Raw genomic sequence first — 23,949 nt, 5'->3', positions numbered from 1 at the left:
CGCTACCGCCCGATGGGCGTCATATGCCAATCCCCATTGGTCTGGTCGATTGTCCTACCGCGACAACTAGACCGCTCCTTCGGTGAATCCGGCGACATCCCCGACGATGACGATTGCGGGCGGTCGGAGCCCTTCGGCGGCCGCCACCGCACCCGCACCCGCCAGGTCGGTGCGCAGCACCCGCTGCGTCGGCAGCGACCCGTTCTCGATCATCGCGACCGGTGTCGTCGCAGGCCGTCCGCCGGCCAGTAGTGCGTCGGCGAACACCTCGACGCGTTCGACGGCCATCATCAGGACGAGGGTGCCGCGCAGCTTGGCCATCGCCGACCAGTCGATCAGCGAGTCCGGATGTCCCGGCGGGACGTGCCCGGAGGCGATGACGACCTCGTGGGTCACCCCACGATGGGTGACCGGGATACCGGCCGCGGCCGGTGCCGCGATCGAACTGCTGATACCGGGTACGACCGTCACCGGTACGCCCGCGTCGACACAGGCCTGCAGCTCCTCGAAACCTCGGCCATAGACATAGGGGTCGCCGCCTTTGAGGCGGACGACGAACTTCCCTTCACGGGCCTTGGCGACCAGGACGTCGTTGATGGCCTCTTGCTTCATCGCTCGGCCGTAGGGCACCTTGGCCGCGTCGATGATCTCGACCTGTGGCCCGAGCGCCGCGAGCAGTTCGGCGGGCGCGAGGCGGTCGGCGACCACCACGTCGGCCTCCATCAGCAGACGTTGACCACGGACGGTGATGAGGTCGGGGTCGCCCGGACCACCTCCGACCAGCGCGACGCCGGCCGGGTGCGGAGCGTCGTCGTCGACGGTCAGGGACCCGTCGGCGAGCGCTTTCGAGATGGCGGCCCGCAACGCCGCCGACAACCTGTGGTCGCCACTGGCGAGCACACCGAAATGCACGTCTCGATGGCGGCCCGACGCGGGCGTGACGGCGGTGCCGAACCGGGCGTCGTCGGCCCGTACGCAGAAGGTATGACGCTGTTCGGCCTCGGCGACCACGGCCGCATTCACGGCGGGATCGTCGGTACAGGCCATCGCGTACCAGGCACCGTCGAGGTCACCGGCGACGTAGGCGCGACGGTGCACCGTGACACCCGGGTAGGACTCCACGGCAGGCGTCGGATCGATGGCGATGATGTGCACGTCGGCACCCGCCGACACCAGATTGGGCAGACGTCGCTGGGCCACTGATCCACCGCCGACGACCACCACCTTGCGGCCGGTGAGGTCGAGTCCGACGAGGTAGTGGGTGCGGATCTCGTCGTCACCTGTCACAGGATGGTCGTGGGTGTCGGGCATGGCAGGAGATCCTACCGACGACCACCCCTCAGAGCGGGAGCTCCCCGGTCCGGCGGATGTGTGCCCACACGTCGGCGACGGGGACACCGAGCCGATGCGCCGACGATTCCAGCATCGCACCGAGCAGCAGCGAACTGCAGTACTCGCCCGCACTCGGGTCGTCGGCCCGGGCCCGGATCTCGTTCCACCACGTCGGGTTGTGGTCGGCAGCTGCCTCCGCCATGGCGATGGCGGTGTCGAATCCCGCGAGCACCGGGGTGGAATCCGCGATGGGTTCTCCACCGGCCGGCTGTTCGCAGCTGCCACAGCAGCCCGCGCACCCCGGGCCCTCGGGCAGGTCGGCGAGCACCTGGATGTTCAACGGCTCCATGATCGTCATGCCAGTCCCTTCGCGCGCTGCCGCTCGAGTGCGCGCTCGCGCGCGGCCTCGAACTTCTCCACCTTCACGTTCATCTGCTCGAGGAAGTCGGCGAGCAACTCGCGGTAGTGCTCACCGAGGGGACCGAAGTCGTCACGTTCAAAGATCCGCCACTTGCGCAGGACTGGCATCACGACCTCCGAAAGGTGTTGCGGCAGATCATAGATGCCGCCCTTGGCGATCAGAACCGCGTTGCGGCGGAAGTTCGGCATGGTGGCGCCGGGCATCTGGAAGTTCGAGACGATCCCGTAGATCGCGGCCATCGTCTGATCGGGCACCAGGTCGAGCGCGCCGGCGACGATGTTGCGATAGAAGAGCATGTGCAGGTTCTCGTCGGCCGCGACCCGCTGCAGCATGCGGTCGGCGATCGGATCACCGCAGGCCTTGCCGGTGTTGCGGTGCGACACCCGGGTGGCCAGCTCCTGGAAGCTCACATAGCTGACGGCGTAGAGCATGTCGAAGCTGTGGTCGCGCTGACCGTCGTCCTCGGGCAGCGGGTTGAAGCCCGACGTCATGTGCTGCATGCGGATCTCTTCGAGCTCCACCGGGTCCACTCCGCGCGTGACCACGAGGTAGTCGCGCATCACCGTGGAATGGCGCATCTCCTCCGCGGTCCACCGACCGACCCACCATCCCCACGCGTCGTCGAGGCTGAAGTTGTCGGCGATCACGCGGTGATACGACGGCAGGTTGTCCTCGGTGAGCAGGTTGGTGATCATCGCGGCCTTCGCCACGTCGGACAGCTTGGACTGCTCGGGATCCCAGTCGTCGCCGCCCAGGGCGGCGAAGTTGCGGCCCTCGTCCCACGGCACGTAGTCGTGCGGATGCCAGTCCTTGGTCATCTTCATGTGTCGCTCGACCTCGGTCTCGCACACCGGGAGCAATTCCCGGAGGAGGTCCGAGCCGGTCATTCCGGAATCGTTGAGCTCGGGTGATCCGATGAGGATGGTCACGTGCACTCCTGATCTGATGAGTTGCCTGATTCGGGTAGCTATCACTCTGCGGTGTGAAAGGTGGTGCGATCGTGGGCCCAAAGTCCCGAACCGACCGGGACCGACGTCGCGAGTTTGGCCACCGACTCCGGTAAATTCGGGGCCATGCCTGATGACAGCTCCCCAGGCCCTGACAGGCCCGTGCGCGCGTACCTCGTCGACGACCACGAACTCGTTCGACGCGGCCTGCGTGATCTGCTCGGCACCACCGGCGACATAAAGGTGGTCGGCGAGGCGGCATCCGTCCGCGAGGCGCTGGTCGGCATCTTGGCGACCAAGCCGGATGTCGCCGTGCTCGACGTCCGCCTGCCCGACGGCAACGGCGTCGAACTGTGCCGCGACGTCCGGGCCGCCGAACCGTCGATCCACTGTCTGATGCTGACCAGCTACGCCGACGACGACGCCCTGCTCGCCGCGGTCCTCGCCGGCGCGTCGGGCTTCGTGCTCAAGCAGATCCTCGGCAACAACCTGGTGGCCGCAGTCCGCACCGTCGGACGCGGCGGTTCGCTGCTCGACGATCGCAGTACCGCCGCACTTCTCGCCAAATTGCGCAACGGCAAGGAAAAGCACGATCCGCTCGCCGAACTGACCGCGCAAGAACGCGAAGTGTTCAACCTCATCGGCGAGGGCATGACCAACCGCCAGATCGCCGGGAAGATGTTCCTGGCGGAGAAGACGATCAAGAACTACGTCTCACGCATCCTGGCCAAACTCGACATGCAGCGGCGCACCCAGGTCGCGGTGATGGCCACCAAGTTGCGCGACGGGAAGCTCTGAGGCACTCAGCCAACCAGCGGCACCGACCACGTCAACGTGGTTCCGCCGCTGTGTTTTCCGTGTCGGGGCGTGGTTACCACTGTGAACGTCCCGTCGCATTCCTCGGCCCGGCGAGTCAGGTTGTCCAGTCCGCGGTAGGTGACGTCGGTGCCGATACCCACTCCGTCGTCGGTGATCTCGACCGTGAGGACGTCGTCGGCACTCACCGACACCCCGATATGCTCGGCGTGGGCGTGGCGGAGCGCGTTGCTGAGCCCTTCGCGGAGCACCGCATCGATGTGCGGCCCAAGCGATTCGGGGACGACGGTGTCGACTGGGCCGTCGAAGGACACGCTCGGCGAGATGGGCGCATGCACCGAGAGCTCGGACACGATGTCGAGCACCCGACGACGCAGCGTGGAGGTGTCGTGGTGGCCGGGCACGGTCTGCAGGTCGAAGATCGACGTCCGGATCTGCGCGATGGTGCGATCGAGGTCGGTCATGATCTGCTCGAGGCGATTGTTGACCGACTCCGGATCGGGCGATGTTCCTGCCGACGCATGCGCCAACAGCGTCTGGACCGACATGCCGACCGCGAAGAGTCGCTGGATGACGTGATCGTGCAGGTCACGTGCGATGCGATGCCGGTCCTCGAGAACCTCGAGATCGCGGGCCACCTGTTGCTGTTCGGCATAGACGACGGCGAGCGAGGCCACCTCGGCGACACCGGCGAGCCCGGCGATCTCCTCGGGCTCCCAATGAGGACGGTCGTGGTGGGTGATCAGAATCCAGCCGAAGGCGCCGGCGGCGCGCTGCAGCGGCTGCACCGTGGTCCACTGTGCACCTCGCCGCACCAACGCGGGGGCGATCTCACCGCTGCGCTGCACTTTGAGCGAGGTCGCAGACGGACTCGCGAACGCGTCGGGTTCGATCGCCGCACCCGTGTGGCCGCGGATCTCCACTTCACCCGCGTCGTCGGTGACGATGAACACATCGATGGCGCCGACCAGATCGGCGACATCGGTGCACAGGCGCGACATCGTGTCCGACAACGCTATTCCGGCAAGCGGCTCGGACCCGCGCCGGGCAACCAACTGCATCCAGCGATGACGCGTACGCGCCCGCTCGAACAGCCGCGAGTTGTCGACCGCGATGCCCGCGGCCACCGCAAGCACTGCGATCAGGGTCTCGTCGAGTTCGGTGAACTCCGATGCAGATCGCTTCTCGGTGAGGTAGATCCGGCCGAAGATGGCCCCACGGATGATGATCGGCGCACCGAGGAATGTCGTCATCGGCGGGTGATGAGGCGGAAAACCCACCGACGCAGGATGTTGGGAGAGGTCGGGGATGCGCAGGATGTGCGGGTCGTCCATCAGCACGCCGAGCACGCCGCGGCCCACCGGCAAGTCGCCCATCTGCGCACGTTGTTTCGGTGTGATCCCCGTGTACACAAAGGCGCTCAGGTCGCCATCGGGTCCGCGAACACCGAGCGCACCGTAGCGGGCGTCGACCACGCCGACCGCGACCTCGACGATCCGCTGCAACGCGTCGTCGAGGTCGAGTCCCTGCCCCACCACGAGTACCGCTTCGAGCAGGTCCCGCATCAGGGTCGGGTCGTCGGCGCCGTGGCGTGCGACGGCGTCGAGCGCTTCTCGCAGACCGCTTTCTCGCATGCTTCTGTCCCTCATGCTGCGGCCGCACTGAATATCGTTGCGGCATGGACGAAACGTCGGATCGCGTGCGGTACGGCAACCGGATGAACGTGCAGGTACGACGCATGCACAGCCATCGTCGCGACACCGTGCATCGATGCCCGGCCGTCCGGACCGGTCCACGCCCACGCCGGACCGGGGGCGTCGGCACCAACGGCAACGACGTGGCTGCGGTGGAATTCGTGGCCGGTCACGCGGTCGCCGCTGCGGTACAGCACCGAATCACCGACGGCGACGGCGTCTCGGTAGCCGAGCGTCAGCGTCGGACCGAAATGCCCCTCGATGTCGAGGACTCCGCTCATCGGATGACCGTCGAGATGGGTCGACAGGTAGAGCAGGCCCGCACATTCCGCCTGCACAGGACCACCGCGGCGGACGTGGTCGCGCAATCCGTGACGAAGGATCTCGTTGGCCGCCAACGCTTCTGCATGCTCTTCCGGGAATCCGCCACCGATCACCACGCCCCCGGCACCAGCCGGGAGTGGGTCGTGCAGCGGATCGAAGCCGACGACCTCCGCGCCAGCGGCACGCAGCATCTCGGTGTGCTCGGCATAGCCGAAGGTGAAAGCTGCACCCCCGGCCACCGCGATCAGTGGGGTCCGGGCCGGTGATTGGACTGCCTCGACCGCATCGCCCGCCGACCACGCCCCGACGATCGGCGGCGACGCAGTCTGCGCCGCAGCGACAATCGCGGGCAGATCGAGAGATGCAGCCACTCCACGGGCCATCGCGTCGACAGCGGCCATCGCCTCCGCGCTGCGTTCGGCGGCGGGAATCAAGCCCAGGTGACGAGACGGGACCGCCAGGGACGGATCACGGCGCAGCACACCGAACACCGGCATACCCACGCGCGAACATGCCTGCCGCAGAACTGCTTCGTGACGCTCGGACCCCACACGGTTGAGGATCACCCCCGCGATTCGGACCGACGGCTCGTAGCTGAGGAATCCGTGCAGCACTGCCGACAAGGACTGACTATGACCCGCGGCGTCGACCACGAGGACGACGGGGGCCCCGATCAGTGTGGCGACGTGCGCAGTCGAACCCCGACCGAGCAGATCCGAGTCACCGGAGTCGTCACCCAGAACGATACGGCCGTCGAACAGACCCATCACGCCTTCGACGACGGCGATGTCCGCGCCCGCGCACCCGGCCGCAAACAGCGGCGCAATCAGCTCGGCCCCAACGAGATTCGGGTCGAGATTGCGTCCCACCCGACCCGCGGCGACCGCGTGATAGCCGGGGTCGATGTAGTCGGGCCCGACCTTGAACGGCGCCACCCGATGCCCGGCGGCCCGCAGCGCACCGACGAGTCCGGTGGTCACGGTCGTCTTACCGCTGCCCGATGAGGGTGCGGCGATGACCACGGCTGGAATCCCGGCGTTCACCGAAGCGCCCTCACCATTCGATGCCCTTCTGGCCCTTACGCCCGGCGTCCATCGGGTGTCGTACCTTACGCATCTCGGTGACGAGATCAGCGGCGTCCATCAACGCCTGCGGCGCACGACGCCCGGTGATCACCACATGCTGGCGGTCGGGACGTGCGGTGAGTGCGTCGATCACCTCGTCGGTGTCCACCCAGCCCCAGTCCAGTGGGTAGGTGAACTCGTCGAGGACATAGAAGTCGTGTTCGTTCGCCGCGAGTCGCCGGGCGATCTCCGTCCACCCGATCCGGGCCGCCTCCGCATGGTCGTCGGTGTGCTCGGTGTTGGCCCGCAACCACGACCACCCCTGCCCCATCTTGTGCCACTCGACCGGACCACCCGCGCCGGTGGAGGTGTGCACCTCCCCGAGCGCCAGCATCGCCGACTCCTCGCCCACCTTCCATTTCGCGCTCTTGACGAACTGGAACACCGCGACCCGCATCCCGGCATTCCAGGCACGCATCGCCATCCCGAATGCGGCGGTGGACTTTCCCTTGCCGTCGCCGGTGTGCACGGCGAGTACCGGCGTGTTGCGGCGTTGCCGGGTGGTGAGGCCGTCGTCGGGGATGGTGGCGGGAACTCCCTGTGGCACAGTCTGTCTCCTCGATCGCGGGCGTGATCAGGCTGCCGGGTGGGATCGGTGCAACGCCGAGCGCGACAGCTCGTCGATCGCCATCAGCTCGCCACCGAGGTGCGCTGCGAGGTCGGCGGCCAAACCCAGCCGGACCATCCCCTGTTCGCAGTCGACGACGACGCTGTCGACACCCCGGCGCGCGATGTGCGCCGCTGCACCGCGGGCGCGGGCGGCGGCGTCGGGGCCCGCGGTGGCGCGACCATCGGTGAGCACCACCAGCAGCGGACGACGCTCGGGCTCGCTGCGGCGCGATCGCTCGATCACGTCGGCCGCCATCAACAGACCTTCGGCGAGCGGAGTCCGACCGCCCGTGCGGACGTCGGCGAGTCGGCGTACGGCGATGTCCACGGACTTGGTCGGGGGAACCACCAACGACGCCTGCGTACCTCGAGCGACGACGACGGCCACCCGGTCGCGTCGGGTGTAGGAGTCGCGGAGCAGGTCGACGCACAGCTCCGACACCGCCGCCAGCCGTCGCCGCGCGGTCATCGACCCGCTGAGGTCGACGACAAACACCACGAGGTTCGACTCCTGACCGACGCGCTGTGCGGCGCGCAGGTCGGGTTCGACGATCCGGGGTCGCGGAGCCGAACGCGCCGCCGCATTGAGCACAGTTGCGAACAGGTGCACCGGGCGACCCCGTTCGAAGTCGATGGCGTGGGTGGTCTGGCCGCGACGGCTGCGGGCGCGCGAGCGGCGCCCAGGTTCGCCGTCGCCGATCCCTTCGACCCGCAGCGTGCGCAGACGCCGACCGGTCGGCGTGGTCGCAGGCCCGAACTGGGGTCCTGGAGCGTTGTGCGACGTCGATGATTCGCTGTCGGATGGCGCGTCGATGGCTTCGGGAGCAGGGGATTGGCTCGTGCCGCCTTCCGGCGGATTCCCCTGCGGCCCATCCCCATCCGGTCCGCCATCATCTGGACCATCATCATCTGGACCATCAGCGTCTGGGCCATCAGTGGGCGGCCCGGCTGCGGAGTCGCCGGCGTCCATCGCGTCGTCGAGTTGCTCGTCGGTGAGCCCCGACTCGTCAAACGGGTTGCGGCGCCGACGATGCGGGAGCGCAAGCGCCACCGCGGCGCGCACATCGGACTCGTCGACGGTGTCGACACCACGCCACGCGGCGTGCGCCGCGGCCGTTCGTGCGACCACGATGTCGCCGCGCAGGCCGTCGACCTCGAGGTGGGCACAGATCCCCGCTATGCGACGTAGTTCGGCGACGGGCAGCTCAACCGAGGCCACCGCGGCCCGTGCCGACGAAATCCGTTCGGCCAGTTCATGTTCGTCGTCGGCATGCTCGGCAACGAAGGTCTCCGGGTCGGCGTCGAAGGCCATGCGTCGCGCGATGACCTCCACGCGCTCGTCGATGTCCTTGCCTGCCACCACATCTACCGCGAGACCGAACCGGTCGAGCAACTGCGGTCGCAGCTCACCCTCCTCCGGATTCATCGTCCCGACCAGGACGAAATCGGCGGATTGCGTGTGCGACACACCATCTCGCTCGATGGTGACCCGACCGCTCGCCGCCGCGTCGAGCAAAACGTCGACGAGATGGTCGGCCAACAGGTTGACCTCGTCGATGTAGAGCACACCGCCGTCGGCGCGTGCAAGCAGACCCGGTGTGAAGTCCGCGCGACCATCCCGCAGCACCGACGTCAGATCCAGCGAACCGATCACCCGGTCCTCGGTGGCGCCGATCGGCAGTTCCACCACCCGGCCCCGGCCGGCATGGTCGGAGAGGAGCGGGCCGAGACCACGCACGATGGTCGATTTGGCGGTGCCCTTCTCGCCGCGGATCAGCACGCCGCCGATGCCCGGCGAGACCGCCGAAAGAATCAGCGCAAGCTTCAACTGCTCCTGGCCGACGACTGCGCTGAACGGGAACCGCGCACGGGACTCTGAGTCGCGCGAGTCAGTCATGCGTCACCACGCACCATCGAGACGTGTGGAATGCCATCCTCCAGGTACTCGTCACCCTCGGCGACAAAGCCGAAGGTGGCGTACATCTGCGTCAGATAGGTCTGTGCCTCGATCCGGCACGGCCGCTCGCCGACCTCGGCCAGCGCGGTCTCCATCAGCCTCGTCGTGAGGCCCTGCCCGCGATATGCCCGGTCGGTGCAGACCCGTCCCACCCGGAACATGGTCCCGCCATCGGAGGCGGGCGGATCCTCGAGCAGACGCAGGGTCGCCAACACGGCACCGTCGTCGTCGGCCACCCACAACTGCCGGGTGGTCGGCTCGAGGTCCCGACCGTCGAGTTCGGGATACGGACACGACTGTTCGACCACGAAGACATCCACCCGCAGCCGCAGGATGCGGTAAAGCGTCTCGACGTCGAGGTCGAGGGCCCAACTCCGGTGCACCTGTCCAACTGCGGTCATGATGTCGTGACTATCACACCCGTGGGCGTTCGCATACCCGCGTCGATCAGCCTGCAGTGGCCGGCGCGAGGGTCTCCTGCACGGTCGTCGGCGCCGCCACACCACGGGCGTCGGTGAGCTGCAGGCTGGCGTTGGTCCAATCCCACACCTCCCGATAGAGGTCGCGGTTGCCGGACAGCTTCTGCCCGAACGACGGGATCATGGTCGTCAGCTTGGCCGACCAGCCTGCGTACTCCTGCGGGAAGCACTTCTCGAGGACCGACAGCATCGCAGGCACCGCGGTCGACGCGCCCGGCGAGGCGCCGAGCAGGCCCGCGATGGTGCCGTCACCCGCCGCGACGACGGCGGTGCCGAATTCGAGGCTGCCGCCCACACCGGTCTTGCGGATCACCTGCACGCGCTGACCTGCGGTGATCGTCTCCCAGTCGGAGCCGTCGGCACGCGGGACGAACTCCGAGAGTGTCTTGACCCGGTCGGCGAAACTCGCGGCGAGCTCGCCGAGCAGGTACTTCACCAGACCCATCTCCTGGGTGCCGACCGACAGCATCGGCAGCAGGTTGTTGGGCTTCACCGAGAACGGGAGGTCGGTGATCTTGCCGCTCTTCAGGAACTTCGGCGACCAGCCCGCGTACGGGCCGAACAGCAGTCCCGGCTTGTGGTTGATGACGCGGGTGTCGAGGTGCGGCACCGACATCGGCGGCGCACCGACGGCGGCCTGCCCGTAGACCTTGGCCTGGTGCTCGCCGATCAGGTCGGGGTTGGTGCAGCGGAAGAACTCGCCGGACACCGGGAAACCACCGAAGCCCTTGGCCTCCTTGATGCCCGATTTCTGCAACAGGTGCAGTGCGCCGCCACCGGCTCCGACGAACACGAACTTGGCGTGCACCGTGAGCTTCTCGCCGGTACGGGTGTTCTTGACCTTGACGATCCAGCTGCCGTCGGACTGCTTGCTGAGGTTGGTGACCGAGTGGCCGAAGAAGATGTCGGCGTTCTGTCCGACGTAGTTGAGGAGCTGCTGGGTCAGCGCACCGAAATCGACGTCGGTGCCCTCGGTGAACCAGTTGAGGGCGATCGGATCGGCGAAGTCCCGACCGGCGGCCATCAGTGGGAGCCGGTCGGAGAAGACGGCCGGGTCGTCGATGAATTCCATGCCCTCGAACAGGGTTTCCCGGGACAGCTTGTCGTGACGCTTGCGCAGATACTCGACGCCGGCGTCGCCGTGGGTGAACGCGACGTGCGGGATCGGATTGATGAACTCGCTGGGGCTGCCGAGGATGCCCTCGTCGACTGCGTGTGCCCAGAACTGGCGCGACACCTGGAACTGCTCGTTGATGGTGATCGCCTTGTCGATGTTGACGTCACCGTCGGCCGTCTTCGGCGTGTAGTTCAATTCGCACAGCGCCGAGTGCCCGGTACCGGCGTTGTTCCACGGATCGCTGGACTCCGCGGCGGCGGCATCGAGGCGCTCGAAGAGCGCGATCGACCAGTCGGGCTGCAACTGCCGGATCAGCGCTCCGAGGGTCGCGCTCATGATGCCCGCGCCCACCAGCGCGACGTCAGTCTTGATCACCGGTTTCGACACCTGGACTCCACTTCACTGTTTGCAGTTCGACGCACTGCTTGCACTTCCACGATCTAGGGCCATTGTTCCCCATCACCCCCACCGAATCGGAATCGACCTGGACAAGTGTGGGCTGGGCGACACAGCCGACGACGATCCGACATCACTATGGTGGACGTCGTGACCGCTTCCCCAGGCACCGATTGGCAGCCGGACCGTTTCCTGGACCACTACCAGCTTCGCACCATCCCACTGGGACCCGACCCGGACGGCGAGGACCCCATCACCGCGACCCTCGTGCGGAAACCGTCGAACGAACCGCCCGAAGAACGCCCCCGAGGAGCCGTCCTCTACATCCACGGCTTCACGGACTACTTCTTCCACGAACCTCTCGCCGACCACTTCCACCACCGCGGATACGCCTTCTACGCGATCGACCTGCGCAAGTGCGGACGATCACTCGGTGAGCAGCACACCCCGCATTTCACCACCGACCTCGACGCGTACGACGAAGAACTCGACAAGGCGCTCGACATCATCACCGCCGAAGTGGGCGCCGACACACCGATCCTCGTCGCAGCGCATTCGACCGGTGGCCTCATCGCCTCCCTCTGGCTGGATCGGCTGCGCGGCTCCGACCCCGCGCGTCATGCCCGTGTCGACGGTCTGCTGCTCAACAGCCCCTGGTTCGACCTGCAGGGTGACGCGCTGCTGCGGACCCTTCCGATCACGATTTTGATCAAGGCGGTGGCCGCGGTTGCGCCCAAGCGAGTCATCCCGCGTGAACTCTCGGGTGTCTACGGCGAGAGCATTCACGAGAGCGTGAACGGCGAATGGTCCTATGACCTCACGGTGAAGCCTCTGGGCGGATTCCCGGTGACCTTCGGCTGGCTCGACGCGGTCCGCACCGGTCAGCGCCGACTACATCGCGGTATCGACGTGGGTGTGCCGTCACTGGTCCTTCGATCAGACAAAACACACTTCTCGCGCCGCTATTCGGAGTCGGTCGACGTTGCTGATGTCGTGGTCGATGTCGGCCACATCGCGCGCTGGAGTGGCTGTCTCGGCGATCGCGTCTCGGTGGTGCCCATTCCCGGCGCACGGCACGACGTGTTCCTCTCCCGAGCGCAGGTTCGGGAAAGCGCCTACCGCGAGGTGGACGGCTGGCTCGGCCACGTCGTGGAGCCGACGCGGGGGGTCAACGCATGACCGCGACGACGGTGACCCAGGTGGTCGATCTGGCCATCATCGGCTCCGGCAGCGGCAACTCCATCCCCGACGACCGGTTCGCCGAGAAGTCCATCGCCATCTTCGAGGAAGGCGTCTACGGCGGCACCTGCCTCAACGTCGGTTGTATCCCGACAAAGATGTTCGTCTACGCCGCCGAAGTCGCCGAGATCGCGGCGCACGCCGATCGACTCGGTGTGCACGCGCGCGTGGAATCCGTCGACTGGCCGGCGATCGTGGACCGGGTGTTCGGCCGGATCGATCCGATCTCGGCGGGCGGTCGGGAGTATCGCGAACAGCGGTGCGAGAACATCACCGTCTACTCGTCGCATGTCGAGTTCGACGGCCGCGACGACCAGGGCCGCTATCGGCTGGTCACCGCCGACGCCCTGGTACTGGCGTCCGAGGTGGTTCTGGCCGCGGGATCGCGCCCGACCATCCCGCAGCCGATCGCCGATTCCGGCGTCCGCTACCACACCAACAACGACGTGATGCGGCTGCCGAAGCTACCCGAGCACCTGGTGATCGTCGGAAGTGGTTACATCGCAGCCGAATTCGCGCACGTGTTCGGCGCGCTGGGCAGCCGGGTGTCGATGATCGCCCGCAGTGGGCGCCTGCTGCGCAAGCTCGACGACGACATCGCCACCCGCTTCACCGAATTGGCGTCGGCCAAGTGGGACGTCCACCTCGATGCAACACTGGCCGGAGCCGAGAACCTGCCCGACGGCCGCGTACGAATCGGCCTCGGCGATGGCACGTCGCTCGACGCCGACGCGCTGCTGGTCGCGACCGGCCGCGAACCCAACGGCGACCGGCTGGGTCTCGGATCTGTGGGCATCGACCTCGACGCCGAGGGTCGGGTCGTCTGCGACGAGCACGGTCGGACCGCCGCCCGTGGCGTGTGGACCCTCGGCGACGTGAGCTCGCCGTATCAGCTCAAACACGTGGCCAACCACGAGGAACGGGTGGTGCAGGCCAACCTCCTGAAGGGTTGGGACGCAGCGGATCTGGCGAGCTTCGACCACCGGTACGTACCTGCGGCCGTGTTCACTCACCCGCAGATCGCGTACGTCGGGATGACCGAGGCCCAGGCTCGCGCGTCGGGTCGCGACATCACCGTCAAGGTGCAGGCCTACGGCGATGTGGCCTACGGCTGGGCGATGGAGGACACCTCCGGCTTCTGCAAGCTGATCGCCGAACGCGGCACCGGAGAACTGTTGGGCTGCCACATCATCGGACCGCAGGCACCGACGGTGATCCAGCCGGTCATCCAGGCGATGTCCTTCGGCCTGCGCGTACCCGACATGGCCCGTGGCCAGTACTGGATTCACCCCGCCATGCCCGAGGTGCTCGAGAACGCGCTGCTCGGTCTCGACATCTGAGAGGCACCGCGAGCCGGTCGCGGAAACCGCACTTGTCGCCAGAAACCTCAGGTGTGGCCACAAACCACTGGTGCGCCTCGGGTTTCTGACCAGACACGCGGTTTCTGAAAATCGCCGTCGCCACAAGAAAGTAGGGGAAGAAACCTCTTCCCCTATCCTTGGTGTCCTCCCCCAGAAATTTCTCGCGGACGACTATGAAACCCGGGGAAGAAGTTCTTCCCCTAGATTTTGCGGGCAGGACGCTGGCGCATTTCCCCAGTTCAGCGGTTGGTCACCGAGCTCGGCTAATTCAGAACACCGCCGACCGCAATGCGATCTCGCTGGCGAGGGCGGGCGCGGCATTCTGCGGAACCCAGTGGTCGACGTCGGGGAGTTCGCAGAACCGGAACTCGGAGTAGACGTAGCGCGCCGACCCGGTGGCCGGCCCTCGGCCGATCGACGGGTCGCTGTCGCTCCACACCAGGGTGGTCGGGATCTCGACCGGACCGCAGGACATGTTGGCGGAGATGTCCGACACGAGGTTGGCGCGGTACCAGTTGACCGCCGCGGTCATCGCGCCCGGCTCGCGCAGCGGAGGTATCTCCTCGGCACTCACACCCAACTGCTGCAGCCACGCACCGCCCTTGGCGAGGAATTTGTCCTCGATGCCTTCGGTGACGAATTCCTTGATGTAGGACGATCTCTCACGCTGATCGCCGTCCTTCACCGCCTCCCGCATCGCGCTCGGATGGCCCATCGACACCGCCACCAGGCCGGTGAACCGATCCGGATGGTTGGCCGCCAGATGCCAGGCGACGACACCCCCGAAGTCGTGTCCGACGAGGATCGCGTAGCTCACCTCGAGCGCGTCGAGCAGGCCGACGGCATCGGACACGATGTGCTTCATCCGGTAGGCATCCACGTCGTCGGGGCGCGCACCCGGGCTGTAGCCGCGCTGATCGGGGACGATGGTCCGCAGGCCCGATTCGTGCAGCCTCGGTACCACCGCGTCGTAGCACGAGCCGTTGACCGGAAACCCGTGTAGCAGCAGCACCCAGGGTCCCCGGTCCGGTCCGCCGATGCGGACATCGAAGGTGAGGTCTCCGACGGTCACCGACCGCAGTTCTGTCTCCACCCGCCCCACGATAGGTGACCGATACGACAACTGCGGTGACACTCGGTGCCCAAACCGGTCGTGGTCATTCGGACGGTTCCAGGCGATGGGTGATCGTCGGCATCACCGGCGGGCCGTCGGCGATGATGTCCACGACCGCGGACATGTCGATGTTGGCGGTGATCAGATCAGCCATCAAGTCGACCTGCGCCTGCCGGATGGCGCCGACATCGATGTCGGGCGCAGGCTCGAACCCGGGCTTACCGGCCTCTGCTGCGACGCGTCGCAGCAGGTCACGGCGGAAATCGTTGTTGGCAAGGAGTCCGTGCCAGTGGGTCCCACGGACCGCTCCGCGCGTGGCACCCTCTCCTCCGTGGACGTCGTCGACGAGCCACACGTCTTCGGTGGAGCCCACGATTCGTCCGTGATGGATCTCATAGCCCTCGACACGGTGCCCGTCCACGGCGCCGGCGACCCGTCGCAGCGTCTTCCCCGAGTCGAATGTCACGTCGAGGTCGAGGATGCCCAGACCGTCGACTCGTCCGGCACCGGACTCGACCGGATCGTCGATGCTGCGGGCCAGCATCTGAAACCCGCCGCAGATCGCCACGATCGGAGCACCCCGCCGGACGCGCGCCACCAGGGCGTCGCCGATGCCCCGCGCCGTCAACCAGCCCAGGTCGGAGACCGTGGCGCGGGTCCCGGGCAACACCACCAGGTCGGCGGCATACACGCTTCCCGGGTCGTCGACCCAGGTCACATCCACTCCTCGTTCACACGCGAGGGCCTCCACATCGGTGGAGTTCGAGATTCGCGGCAACCTGATCGCCGCCACCGACAATCGTTCTGGGCCACCCGAGGCGATCTCGTCGAGCGGTCCGACGCGTCGACCGACCGGCGCGTTGAGCGAGTCCTCGGCGTCGAGCCACAGATCGTTGGCATACGGAAGCACACCGAGGGTGCTCCGGCCGGTCAGTTCCCGCAGGCGCTCGAGTCCGGGTTCGAGTATCAAGGGATCCCCGCGGAACTTGTTGACGACAAAGGCGGTGATCAGTGCCTGATCAGCCGGGTCGAGGATCGCCGTCGTGCCGAACAGGTGGGCCAGCGAACCGCCCCGATCGATATCGGTGACGAGCAGAACCGGAAGCCGATGCCGTTGTGCCAGACCAAAATTGGCGATGTCGGTGCGACGCAGGTTGATCTCGGCGACCGAACCTGCCCCCTCGGCGATCACGACGTCGAAGTCACGTCGCAGCGACTCGAACTCGTCGGCGACCACGTCGGCGAGACGTCCCCGCCAACGCACGTAGTCCGCAGCACCCACTTCGCCCGCAGGTTGTCCGCGCAGCACCACGTGCGAGCGGCGATCGCCTCCCGGCTTCAGCAGGACGGGGTTGAATCGGGTCGACGGTTCCAGGCCACACGCAAATGCCTGTAGTGCTTGGGCTCGGCCGATCTCACCCCCGTCCGGGGTGACCACAGAGTTGTTGGACATGTTCTGCGCCTTGAACGGCGCCACGCGGACGCCGAGTCGGTTCAGCGCCCGGCACAGACCTGCGACGACCAGGCTCTTCCCGGCGTCGCTGCTCGTCCCACCGACGAGCATCGCACCGCGCAGTCCTGTCACGACGCCAGGGTACGGCGAGCGACTCGCGTGTCGTCACCGGCACCGCGGCTTGGCATGGGATTTCACCCACACGCTATCGTGTGGCCACGGGCGCGGTTCGGGGTGAGCTGCCCAACTAGCAGGTAGGGGGTGAAGCGTGGTTGCCTTGCAACCCGGTGCTCGATTCGCCGGATATCGCATCATCCGCCTACTCGGCGAGGGCGGGATGGGGCAGGTCTACCTCGCCGAACATCTGTCCCTGGGCCGTCTCGAAGCCCTCAAGATCATCTCGGCCAACCCCACCGACCCCACCTTCCACGAACGGTTCGGCAACGAGGCCCGTACAGCGGCAGCGCTGGACCATCCGGGAATCGTGACGCTCTACACCTACGGCGTCGAGAACGGTAGCCCATGGTTCTCGATGAGTTACCTCGAGGGCAGCGACCTCAACGCCAGCCCCGCCCTGCCGCCCGCGGACGTGTCGACGATTGTCACCAAGGTCGCCGAGGCCCTCGACTACGCCCATGGCCGCGGCGTGATCCACCGGGACATCAAACCCGCCAACATCTTGGTGCGCAGGGACCAGTCTGGTCGGATCTCGCGGGTCACAGTGCTCGACTTCGGGATCGCCCGCCTGATCGACTCGGCGAAGATGACGGCGACCAATCTGTTCATCGGCACTCTCGCGTACGCGGCGCCGGAGCTGCTGACCGGCGTCGACGCCGGGCCGGCCTCGGACCAATACGCGCTGGCCTGCACGGCTTTCCAATTGCTGACCGGCCGGCAACCGGTTGCCGGGGACACTCCGGCGACCTTGATCACCGGGCATCTGTCCGGCGGCATACCTCGCCTGAGTGCACAGAATCCGTCCCTCGCCTGGCTCGACCCGGTGTTCGCACGAGCGCTGGCGAAGCGGCCCGAAGACCGCTACGCCTCCTGCTCGGATTTCGCCGCGGCGTTGGCACGTGCGGTCGCGACAGCATCCCCGGACGTCACCCGTGTCGCTGCACCCACACCCCCGCAGCCGCCATCGACCTCGCCCCCACGGCAAGGACCGTCCGGACCACACCCCGGCCCATTCACGCCGTCGGGCCGACCACCAACCGCCATGCAGCCGGTCAACGGGCCCTATCCGGGATACGGTCTCACCGGTCCGCCGCCGAACTACTACCAGGGCATCGGGCCGCAGCCCGGCATGCCACCGGGCCCCTCGTCCGGCCGCCGCTACGGTCTGATCGTCGCTGCAGTGATCGGCGTGCTCGTCGTCCTCGGGGCGATCATCGGGACCACCGTCGCGCTGACCGGCGGAAACGATGACGATTCGACCACCACAACGGCCGGTGAATCGACCGAGTCCACGTCGAGTTCCGCGGCTCCCGCATCGGGGGTACTACAGAGTGTCGCGGCCGGCGGCGACACCACGTGCGCGGTGAAACTGGGCAACGTCTATTGCTGGGGCAACAACGAATACGGGGCGGTCGGCGACGGCACCACCACAAACCGCACCGTGCCCACCCGCGTGCCGGGCATCAGCAACGCCACCCAGGTGAGCGTGGGTGGCCTGGGTACCACCTGTGCGGTGGCAGGCGGCCAGGCCTACTGCTGGGGTTACGGGATCGGCGAGGGACGCTCGGCAACCAGTCCGACACCGATCACTGGCCTGGGAACGGTCACGAAGATCTCCGCGGGCCTCACCATCTGCGCGATCAGCGATGCGAAAGCATACTGCTGGCGCAACAACATAGACGGGCAGGTCGGCACCGGCAACACCGCATCGGTGTCCACGCCGACCCTGGTGGCCGGTATCTCCGACGTCACCGACATCGACACCGAACACACGACCCCCTGCGCCATTGCCGGCGGAGCCCCGTATTGCTGGGGTAACAACGACAAGGGGCAGGTCGGCGATGGCACCACCGCCAATCGCTACACACCGACGAGGGTGTCGGGGCTGACCACGGCGACTTCGATCGGGACGAGCCTGTACTCGTCGTGCGCGGTGTCGGGCGGTGACGTCTACTGCTGGGGCTCCAACAGCGACGGCGAGCTCGGCGACGGAACCAAGACCAACCGGCTGACACCCACAAAGATCGCCGTGAGCGGAGCCACCTATGTGTCCGCCGCCGCCTACTCGGGTTGCTCCGCGGCGAGTTCGTCGGCGTATTGCTGGGGTAATCGCAGTGCGGCCACCGACGGCACGCCTGCGCGAGTCGACGGCGTCGACAACGTCACGGCAGTGTCCATCAGCAGTGCCACGGTGTGCGCCATCTCGGGTGACGATCTCTACTGCTGGGGCCTCAACGGCGACGGCCAAGTCGGCAACGGAACCACCGAAACCATCCAGACGCCGGTCAAGGTCACCTTGCCCTGACCGAGCCTGGCCCGACGTGTAATGGTGCCGACGGGTACTGACGCCCTACTGGGCCGCCGCGATCCGGGCGCGCTGCGCGACGAACATCCGTACGAGGTTGGTGTTCACATCGGGACCCACCGTCGGCCCGGTGGTGCTGGTGAGGCCATACCCGGCCTTGAAGGAGGTACCCCGCTCGACACCGAGCAACAGTTGGTTCACGACGGACACCGTGGTGGTTCCCTGAACGACGGTCACGACCATGCGCACCGCGTTGTAGGGGCTGGTGATACCGGGCAAGGTGATCCGCTCCATGGTCACTCTCGCCGGGATGTCCTTGCCGTCGTCGCGGATGGTCACCCCGAACGCTGCGCAGGTGGCCAAGATCCTCGCGAAGTTGTCGGTGTAGTCGAGGTCGATGCTCTTCTTGACACCCGCGGTGTAGCTTTGGTCGCCGCCACCGCTGATGTCTGCCTCGATCTTGCGTTCGGCCCTGTCGACCCCCGGCTCGTCTCGATCGTTGTTCTTGACGAAGTCCTGGCATTCCGGGTTGTCGACGGTGATGTCGCTGTCGTCATCGTCGGGGCCGGTCTCCAGCGAGAACTTCCCGCCGGCGAGTGGTGGGAAATCCGCTTCCGGCAGCACGAGCTGGGCGGCCGTCGCGGTCGGCAGCACAGCCGTCGTCGTGGTTGTCGAAGCGGTCGAGGTTGCGCTGGTCGAACCGGATGCGGGCGAGCCCGCGTCGGATGAATCGTCACCGCAGGCGCCGATCGTCAGGACCATTCCGACCGACACGGCGATGCCGGCGATCGTCTTCGGAGTCCGGCCACAACCTCGCCGGTTCGGTGACCGCCGTGCCGTCTGAACCTCGGTAGCACCCATGGCCTCGACCTCTCGTCTCTTCGCTGTGAAAGAACGGATTCGGACACAGAATAGGCGCGCGACACCCGGCGGCGGGCGAGAATGTGCTCAGTCGGCGGCAGGGATGCACGCCGGAACGCACAATCCGCGCTGCACGGACCCCCGACCGTCAGGCGTCGGGCAGGGTGAGGATCTCGGCTCCCTGGTCGGTGACGACCAGCGTGTGCTCGAATTGCGCGGTCCACCGCCGGTCGGCGGTCACCACGGTCCAGCCGTCGTCCCACAGCTCCCAGGGCAGCGCGCCCAGGTTGATCATCGGCTCGATCGTGAAGACCATGCCGGGTTCGATCACGGTGTCGACGTTGGGCTCGTCGTAGTGCAGGACGACGAGGCCGTTGTGGAAGGTCTCGCCGATGCCGTGCCCGGTGAAGTCGCGAACCACGTTATAGCCGAACCGATTCGCGTACGACTCGATCACCCGGCCGATCACGTTGAGCTCTCGACCCGGTTTCACCGCCTTGATCGCGCGTTCGGTGGCGATACGGGTGCGCTCGACGAGATCGGCGGCCTCCTGGGATACGTCGCCGGCGAGGAAGGTCGCATTGGTGTCGCCGTGCGCGCCGTCGATGTAGGCGGTGACGTCGATGTTGACGATGTCGCCGTCGGCGATGACCGTCGAATCCGGGATGCCGTGGCAGATCACCTCATTCAGTGATGTGCAGCACGATTTCGGGAAGCCCTTGTAGCCCAGGGTCGACGGGTACGCACCGTGATCGATCATGTACTCGTGAGCGATCCGGTCGAGCTCGTCGGTGGTGACCCCCGGAGCGACGGCCTTACCGGCCTCGGCCAGCGCGTTGGCGGCAATCCTGCTGGCGATCCGCACCTTCTCGATGGTCTCCGGCGTCTGGACCCACGGCTCGCGGCCCTCGTTGACGGTCGCTTTCCACGCGTACTCGGGACGTTCGATCGATTCGGGTACCGACAGGGTCGGCGAGACGACACCGGGCTTCAACGGGGCGCGGACAGACATGGGAACCAGTTTATGTGAGAGCCGACGGGCGACGGTCGGCGGCGCGGCCACGACGAAGGTGACAACACCGCACTCACTAAGGTGACAGTAACAACGCACCGCAATAGCAACGACACCGCATCGGAGGGCGAAGGACACCATGGGCCGGATCGGCACTCTCGTGCGAGCGACTGCGGTGCTCGTCGCGCTCGCATTCGTGGCGATCACCGCGACAGGTTGCTTTGTCGCACCGATCGAGCAGGCGCCGACATCGGTGGCCCCGGCCGAACATCTGCGTGATGGTCCGCAGACGGCGACCCTCCCGTCCGACGACGTGGAACCGATCGCCACCGATCCGCCGGCGCGACTACCGGTGACGGTCGATTCGCTGCGCTACGGCAAGGTCACGGTGACCGACGTCAGCCGGATCATCGCGGTCGACCGTAATGGCACGCTGGGCACCCTCGTGTTCTCGCTGGGCCTGGGCTCGCACGTGGTGGGTCGGGACACGTCGACCGCTTTTCCATCGGCGCTGCGACTGCCGGTCGTGACCAACCGCGGACACACCCTGAACGCGGAATCCGTTCTCGCGCTGGCCCCGACGATCCTGCTGGTCACCGACGCCACCCTGCCGCAGACCGCGGTGGATCAGATTCGCAGTTCGGGTGTGACGGTCGTGGTGTTTCCCGGTGCGCGCAATCTCGCGTCCAACAACGCGCTCACCCGTGCGGTCGCGACCGCGCTCGGTGTGCCCCGGGAAGGCGAACTCCTCAACGCACGCACCAATTCCGAGTTGGCAGCAGCCCGACGACTGGTGCCTTCACCGTCCGGGGATCCGGTGATGGCCTTCATCTACATTCGCGGACCCGCGATCCTGTACCTGCTCGGTCCGGGTTCCGGTGCCGACGACTTGATCGCCGCCGTCGGCGGACGCGACGCCGCCGAACACGCACACATCGACGAACCGCTGACGCAGGTGAACGCGGAGGTCATGCTCGCGGCGAATCCCAATGTGATCCTGGTGATGACCGAAGGCGCCGCGACCGTCGGCGGACCGGACGGTGTTCTCGCCCTGCCGGGTATCGCGGAAACCGACGCCGGCCGTCATCGTCGCGTCGTGCAGATGGACCAGACCAAGATCCTCGCGTTCGGACCGGAGGTCGGCGAGGTCGTCGCCGCATTGGCACGGGCGATCTACACATGAGTGCGCCGACGACGACACCGCCCACGACCCGATCGCGACACCGCACCCGCAATGTGGTGGTGGTCGCGGCCATGCTGCTCATCACCGCGATCCTGGTTCTCGTGTCGGCGGGCACCGGGCAGGTCGTGGTACCGCCGTCGGAAGTCCTGGGGTCGCTGCTGCACCACTTCTACCTCGACGTCGGGCCACTGCCGAGCCATCCGCTGGGCGAGGCCGCCCTCTGGAACGTCCGCTTCCCACGCATCGTCCTGGGGCTGCTGGTCGGGGCCGCGCTGGGTGCAGGCGGTTGTCTCCTGCAGGGCGTGCTCGCGAATCCCCTGGCCGAACCCGGCATCATCGGCGTCTCGTCGGGAGCCGCGGTCGGCGCGTGCCTGATGATCGTCATGACCGGCGGAACCACCGTGGGCGAAGGGACCCTCTCCGCCAACTGGGCAATCGCCGGCGCCGCGTTCGTCTTCGGTCTCTTCACCGCATTCGCCATCTACATCCTCTCGCTGCGGGACGGCTCGTCGTCGGCAATCATGTTGATACTGACCGGCATTGCGGTCAACGCGTTCGCACTCGGCATCATCGCCTACCTCACCTCGGTGGCGAGCACCGAACAGCGCGAGCAGATCGTGTTCTGGCAACTGGGCTCACTCAGCGGCAAGGGCTGGAACGAAGTGTGGGTGTCGGCACCCCTGATCGTCGCCGGCATCGCCGCGTCGATGATCCTCGTCCACAAGCTGGATCTGCTTGCGCTGGGCGAGATCCAGGCCGCCTCGCTCGGTGTGAACGTGGAATTGGTCCGACGTCAGGCGATCGTGCTGGTCTCCATCCTGACCGCCGCTGCGGTGGCGTTCGCGGGCATCATCATGTTCGTGGGTCTCGTGGTCCCCCACGTGATGCGGCTCATAGTCGGTCCTCGACATTCGATCTTGTTGCCCACCAGCGTGATCGGCGGAGCGCTCGTCATCACCGCCGCCGACCTCGCGGCGCGTGCGGCTCCCGGAGTAGGCGAACTGCCGATCGGGGTGTTCACGGCGCTGATCGGCGGCCCGGTGTTCTTCGTCCTGTTGCGCCGCAGCCGGCACGCCGGAGCGGGCTGGTGAGCCCCGACACGACGGGGATCCTGGCGCAGGACGTGTCCGTCGAACTCGGTGGTCGCGACGTGGTGCGCGAGGTGTCGCTGCACGTCCACCCGGGAGAGTTGGTCGCGCTCGTCGGCCCCAACGGCTGCGGCAAGTCGACCCTGCTGTCGGTGCTGTCCGGCACGCGCGCGCTGCGCCGTGGACAGGTGTGGATCGACGGGATCGCGATCGGCTCGATCCCGATGCGGGAGTTGGCCCGTCATCGATCACTGGTCACTCAACAGAATCGCGCGGACACGCCGTTTACCGTGGCCGAGGTGGTCGAGATGGGTCGCTACCCGTGGCTGCGCACCCCCGATGCGGCCCGCTCTCCGGAGATCATCGACGACGCGATGCGACGCTGCGACCTCACCGACATCGCCGATCGGCCCTTCTCGCAGTTGTCCGGCGGCCAGCAGGCCCGGGTGTCGCTGGCCCGCGCCGTCGCCCAGGACACCCCGGTGATGATGCTGGACGAACCGACCGCGGCCCTCGACATCCGGCATCAAGAGCAGGTTCTCGACATCCTGCGCGCGCACCGCGACGACGGTGCCGCGGTACTCCTCGTCGTCCACGACCTTTCACTCGCGGCCGCCTACGCCGACCGGGTCGCGGTCATGAAGGAGGGCAAGTTGCTCGCCGCCGGCCCGACCCGCGAGGTGATGACGCCCGAATTGCTCACGGAGACCTACGATCATCCGGTCGAGGTCATCGAGCACGACGGACGATTGCTGGTCCTGCCGCATCGGTGAGGCCGGACCGGCCGAGGTGCTCAGAACCGCTATCTGCCGCCCACGAAACTAGGGGAAGAAAACTCGTCCCCTGGCGGATTCAGGCGGTGGATGCAACAGGACCTGATTCGGATCCTGACGGTGGTGAGTTTAGTAGCTCGTCGAGTTTTTCGGCGGGGCTGGCCCAC

The 23,949-nt window shown here is 67.0% G+C and carries 20 protein-coding genes; 7 read left to right on the top strand and 13 right to left on the bottom strand.

Annotated features, from left to right (window positions below):
* Positions 1–66: 66 nt before the first annotated feature.
* From cobA to ACWDTF_RS03465, 3 genes are read right to left on the bottom strand one after another with little or no spacing between them, the layout of a single operon-like run.
* Positions 67–1,311: a uroporphyrinogen-III C-methyltransferase gene (gene cobA / locus ACWDTF_RS03475; RefSeq protein WP_240856908.1), complete on the bottom strand. Its 1,245-nt coding sequence runs from the start codon at positions 1,309–1,311 to the stop codon at positions 67–69.
* Positions 1,312–1,339: 28 nt separating this feature from the next.
* Positions 1,340–1,690 (bottom strand): hypothetical protein, encoded by a 351-nt coding sequence (locus ACWDTF_RS03470; RefSeq protein WP_240856907.1) that lies wholly within the window; start codon positions 1,688–1,690, stop codon positions 1,340–1,342.
* Positions 1,687–2,682, bottom strand: coding sequence for an acyl-ACP desaturase (locus ACWDTF_RS03465; RefSeq protein WP_240856906.1), 996 nt, complete (start codon positions 2,680–2,682; stop codon positions 1,687–1,689). Before ACWDTF_RS03465 ends, ACWDTF_RS03470 begins: the two co-directional genes overlap by 4 nt.
* 144 nt (positions 2,683–2,826) lie before the next feature.
* Here ACWDTF_RS03465 and ACWDTF_RS03460 point away from each other — a divergent pair, with 144 nt between their 5' ends.
* Positions 2,827–3,498: a response regulator transcription factor gene (locus ACWDTF_RS03460; protein ID WP_240856905.1), complete on the top strand. Its 672-nt coding sequence runs from the start codon at positions 2,827–2,829 to the stop codon at positions 3,496–3,498.
* A gap of 5 nt (positions 3,499–3,503) precedes the next feature.
* On the opposite strand, the gene ACWDTF_RS03455 is transcribed toward ACWDTF_RS03460, so the two are convergent.
* Genes ACWDTF_RS03455 through mqo form a run of 6 tightly spaced genes read right to left on the bottom strand, consistent with a single transcriptional unit; the run spans position 3,504 to position 11,207 of the window.
* The gene (locus ACWDTF_RS03455) at positions 3,504–5,150 is read right to left on the bottom strand and encodes a GAF domain-containing sensor histidine kinase (RefSeq protein WP_240856904.1); all 1,647 of its coding nucleotides are present in this window, start codon (positions 5,148–5,150) and stop codon (positions 3,504–3,506) included.
* 11 nt (positions 5,151–5,161) lie between these two features.
* Positions 5,162–6,577 (bottom strand): cobyrinate a,c-diamide synthase, encoded by a 1,416-nt coding sequence (locus ACWDTF_RS03450; protein WP_240856903.1) that lies wholly within the window; start codon positions 6,575–6,577, stop codon positions 5,162–5,164.
* Positions 6,578–6,587: 10 nt separating this feature from the next.
* Entirely contained in the window at positions 6,588–7,205 is a 618-nt protein-coding gene (gene cobO / locus ACWDTF_RS03445) for a cob(I)yrinic acid a,c-diamide adenosyltransferase (RefSeq protein ID WP_240856902.1), read from the bottom strand.
* Between the two features lie 27 nt (positions 7,206–7,232).
* A complete protein-coding gene (locus tag ACWDTF_RS03440; RefSeq protein ID WP_449753961.1) occupies positions 7,233–9,164 on the bottom strand; it encodes a VWA domain-containing protein in 1,932 nt (643 codons plus the stop codon).
* Positions 9,161–9,625: a GNAT family N-acetyltransferase gene (locus tag ACWDTF_RS03435; RefSeq protein ID WP_240856900.1), complete on the bottom strand. Its 465-nt coding sequence runs from the start codon at positions 9,623–9,625 to the stop codon at positions 9,161–9,163. The genes ACWDTF_RS03440 and ACWDTF_RS03435 overlap by 4 nt, the downstream gene beginning before the upstream one ends.
* A gap of 46 nt (positions 9,626–9,671) precedes the next feature.
* Complete coding sequence (gene mqo / locus ACWDTF_RS03430) at positions 9,672–11,207, bottom strand: malate dehydrogenase (quinone) (RefSeq protein WP_240856899.1); 1,536 nt, start codon at positions 11,205–11,207, stop codon at positions 9,672–9,674.
* A gap of 147 nt (positions 11,208–11,354) precedes the next feature.
* Here mqo and ACWDTF_RS03425 point away from each other — a divergent pair, with 147 nt between their 5' ends.
* Positions 11,355–12,395, top strand: coding sequence for an alpha/beta fold hydrolase (locus tag ACWDTF_RS03425; protein ID WP_433259116.1), 1,041 nt, complete (start codon positions 11,355–11,357; stop codon positions 12,393–12,395).
* Positions 12,392–13,795 (top strand): mycothione reductase, encoded by a 1,404-nt coding sequence (locus ACWDTF_RS03420; protein WP_449753960.1) that lies wholly within the window; start codon positions 12,392–12,394, stop codon positions 13,793–13,795. Before ACWDTF_RS03425 ends, ACWDTF_RS03420 begins: the two co-directional genes overlap by 4 nt.
* Before the next feature lie 289 nt (positions 13,796–14,084).
* On the opposite strand, the gene ACWDTF_RS03415 is transcribed toward ACWDTF_RS03420, so the two are convergent.
* Both ACWDTF_RS03415 and ACWDTF_RS03410 read right to left on the bottom strand, forming a co-directional pair.
* Positions 14,085–14,909: an alpha/beta fold hydrolase gene (locus ACWDTF_RS03415; protein ID WP_374246621.1), complete on the bottom strand. Its 825-nt coding sequence runs from the start codon at positions 14,907–14,909 to the stop codon at positions 14,085–14,087.
* A 64-nt stretch (positions 14,910–14,973) separates the two neighbouring features.
* On the bottom strand, positions 14,974–16,494 hold the full coding sequence (locus tag ACWDTF_RS03410; RefSeq protein WP_240857027.1) for a cobyric acid synthase: 1,521 nt from the start codon (positions 16,492–16,494) through the stop codon (positions 14,974–14,976).
* A gap of 157 nt (positions 16,495–16,651) precedes the next feature.
* Here ACWDTF_RS03410 and ACWDTF_RS03405 point away from each other — a divergent pair, with 157 nt between their 5' ends.
* Positions 16,652–18,865, top strand: a complete 2,214-nt coding sequence (locus ACWDTF_RS03405) for a protein kinase domain-containing protein (protein ID WP_449753959.1) — start codon at positions 16,652–16,654, stop codon at positions 18,863–18,865.
* A 45-nt stretch (positions 18,866–18,910) separates the two neighbouring features.
* Here the strand turns inward: ACWDTF_RS03405 and ACWDTF_RS03400 are convergent, their stop codons facing one another.
* Together ACWDTF_RS03400 and map are read right to left on the bottom strand one after the other, a co-directional pair.
* Positions 18,911–19,726 (bottom strand): hypothetical protein, encoded by an 816-nt coding sequence (locus ACWDTF_RS03400; protein ID WP_240856895.1) that lies wholly within the window; start codon positions 19,724–19,726, stop codon positions 18,911–18,913.
* 148 nt (positions 19,727–19,874) lie between these two features.
* Positions 19,875–20,738 (bottom strand): type I methionyl aminopeptidase, encoded by an 864-nt coding sequence (map, locus tag ACWDTF_RS03395; RefSeq protein WP_433259111.1) that lies wholly within the window; start codon positions 20,736–20,738, stop codon positions 19,875–19,877.
* A 139-nt stretch (positions 20,739–20,877) separates the two neighbouring features.
* Between map and ACWDTF_RS03390 the strand changes: the two genes are divergently transcribed.
* The 3 genes from ACWDTF_RS03390 to ACWDTF_RS03380 are packed head-to-tail and all read left to right on the top strand — an operon-like array spanning position 20,878 to position 23,782.
* On the top strand, positions 20,878–21,921 hold the full coding sequence (locus tag ACWDTF_RS03390) for a heme/hemin ABC transporter substrate-binding protein (RefSeq protein ID WP_240856893.1): 1,044 nt from the start codon (positions 20,878–20,880) through the stop codon (positions 21,919–21,921).
* Complete coding sequence (locus tag ACWDTF_RS03385) at positions 21,918–23,012, top strand: FecCD family ABC transporter permease (protein ID WP_355279081.1); 1,095 nt, start codon at positions 21,918–21,920, stop codon at positions 23,010–23,012. Before ACWDTF_RS03390 ends, ACWDTF_RS03385 begins: the two co-directional genes overlap by 4 nt.
* The gene (locus ACWDTF_RS03380; protein WP_433259107.1) at positions 23,009–23,782 is read left to right on the top strand and encodes a heme ABC transporter ATP-binding protein; all 774 of its coding nucleotides are present in this window, start codon (positions 23,009–23,011) and stop codon (positions 23,780–23,782) included. The genes ACWDTF_RS03385 and ACWDTF_RS03380 overlap by 4 nt, the downstream gene beginning before the upstream one ends.
* The last annotated feature ends 167 nt before the right edge of the window (positions 23,783–23,949 follow it).

The sequence above is a fragment of the Gordonia sp. NPDC003422 genome (genome assembly GCF_053588675.1).
Note: the sequence above shows the minus strand (reverse complement) of the source record. Positions and strands in the feature narration are given on the sequence as shown.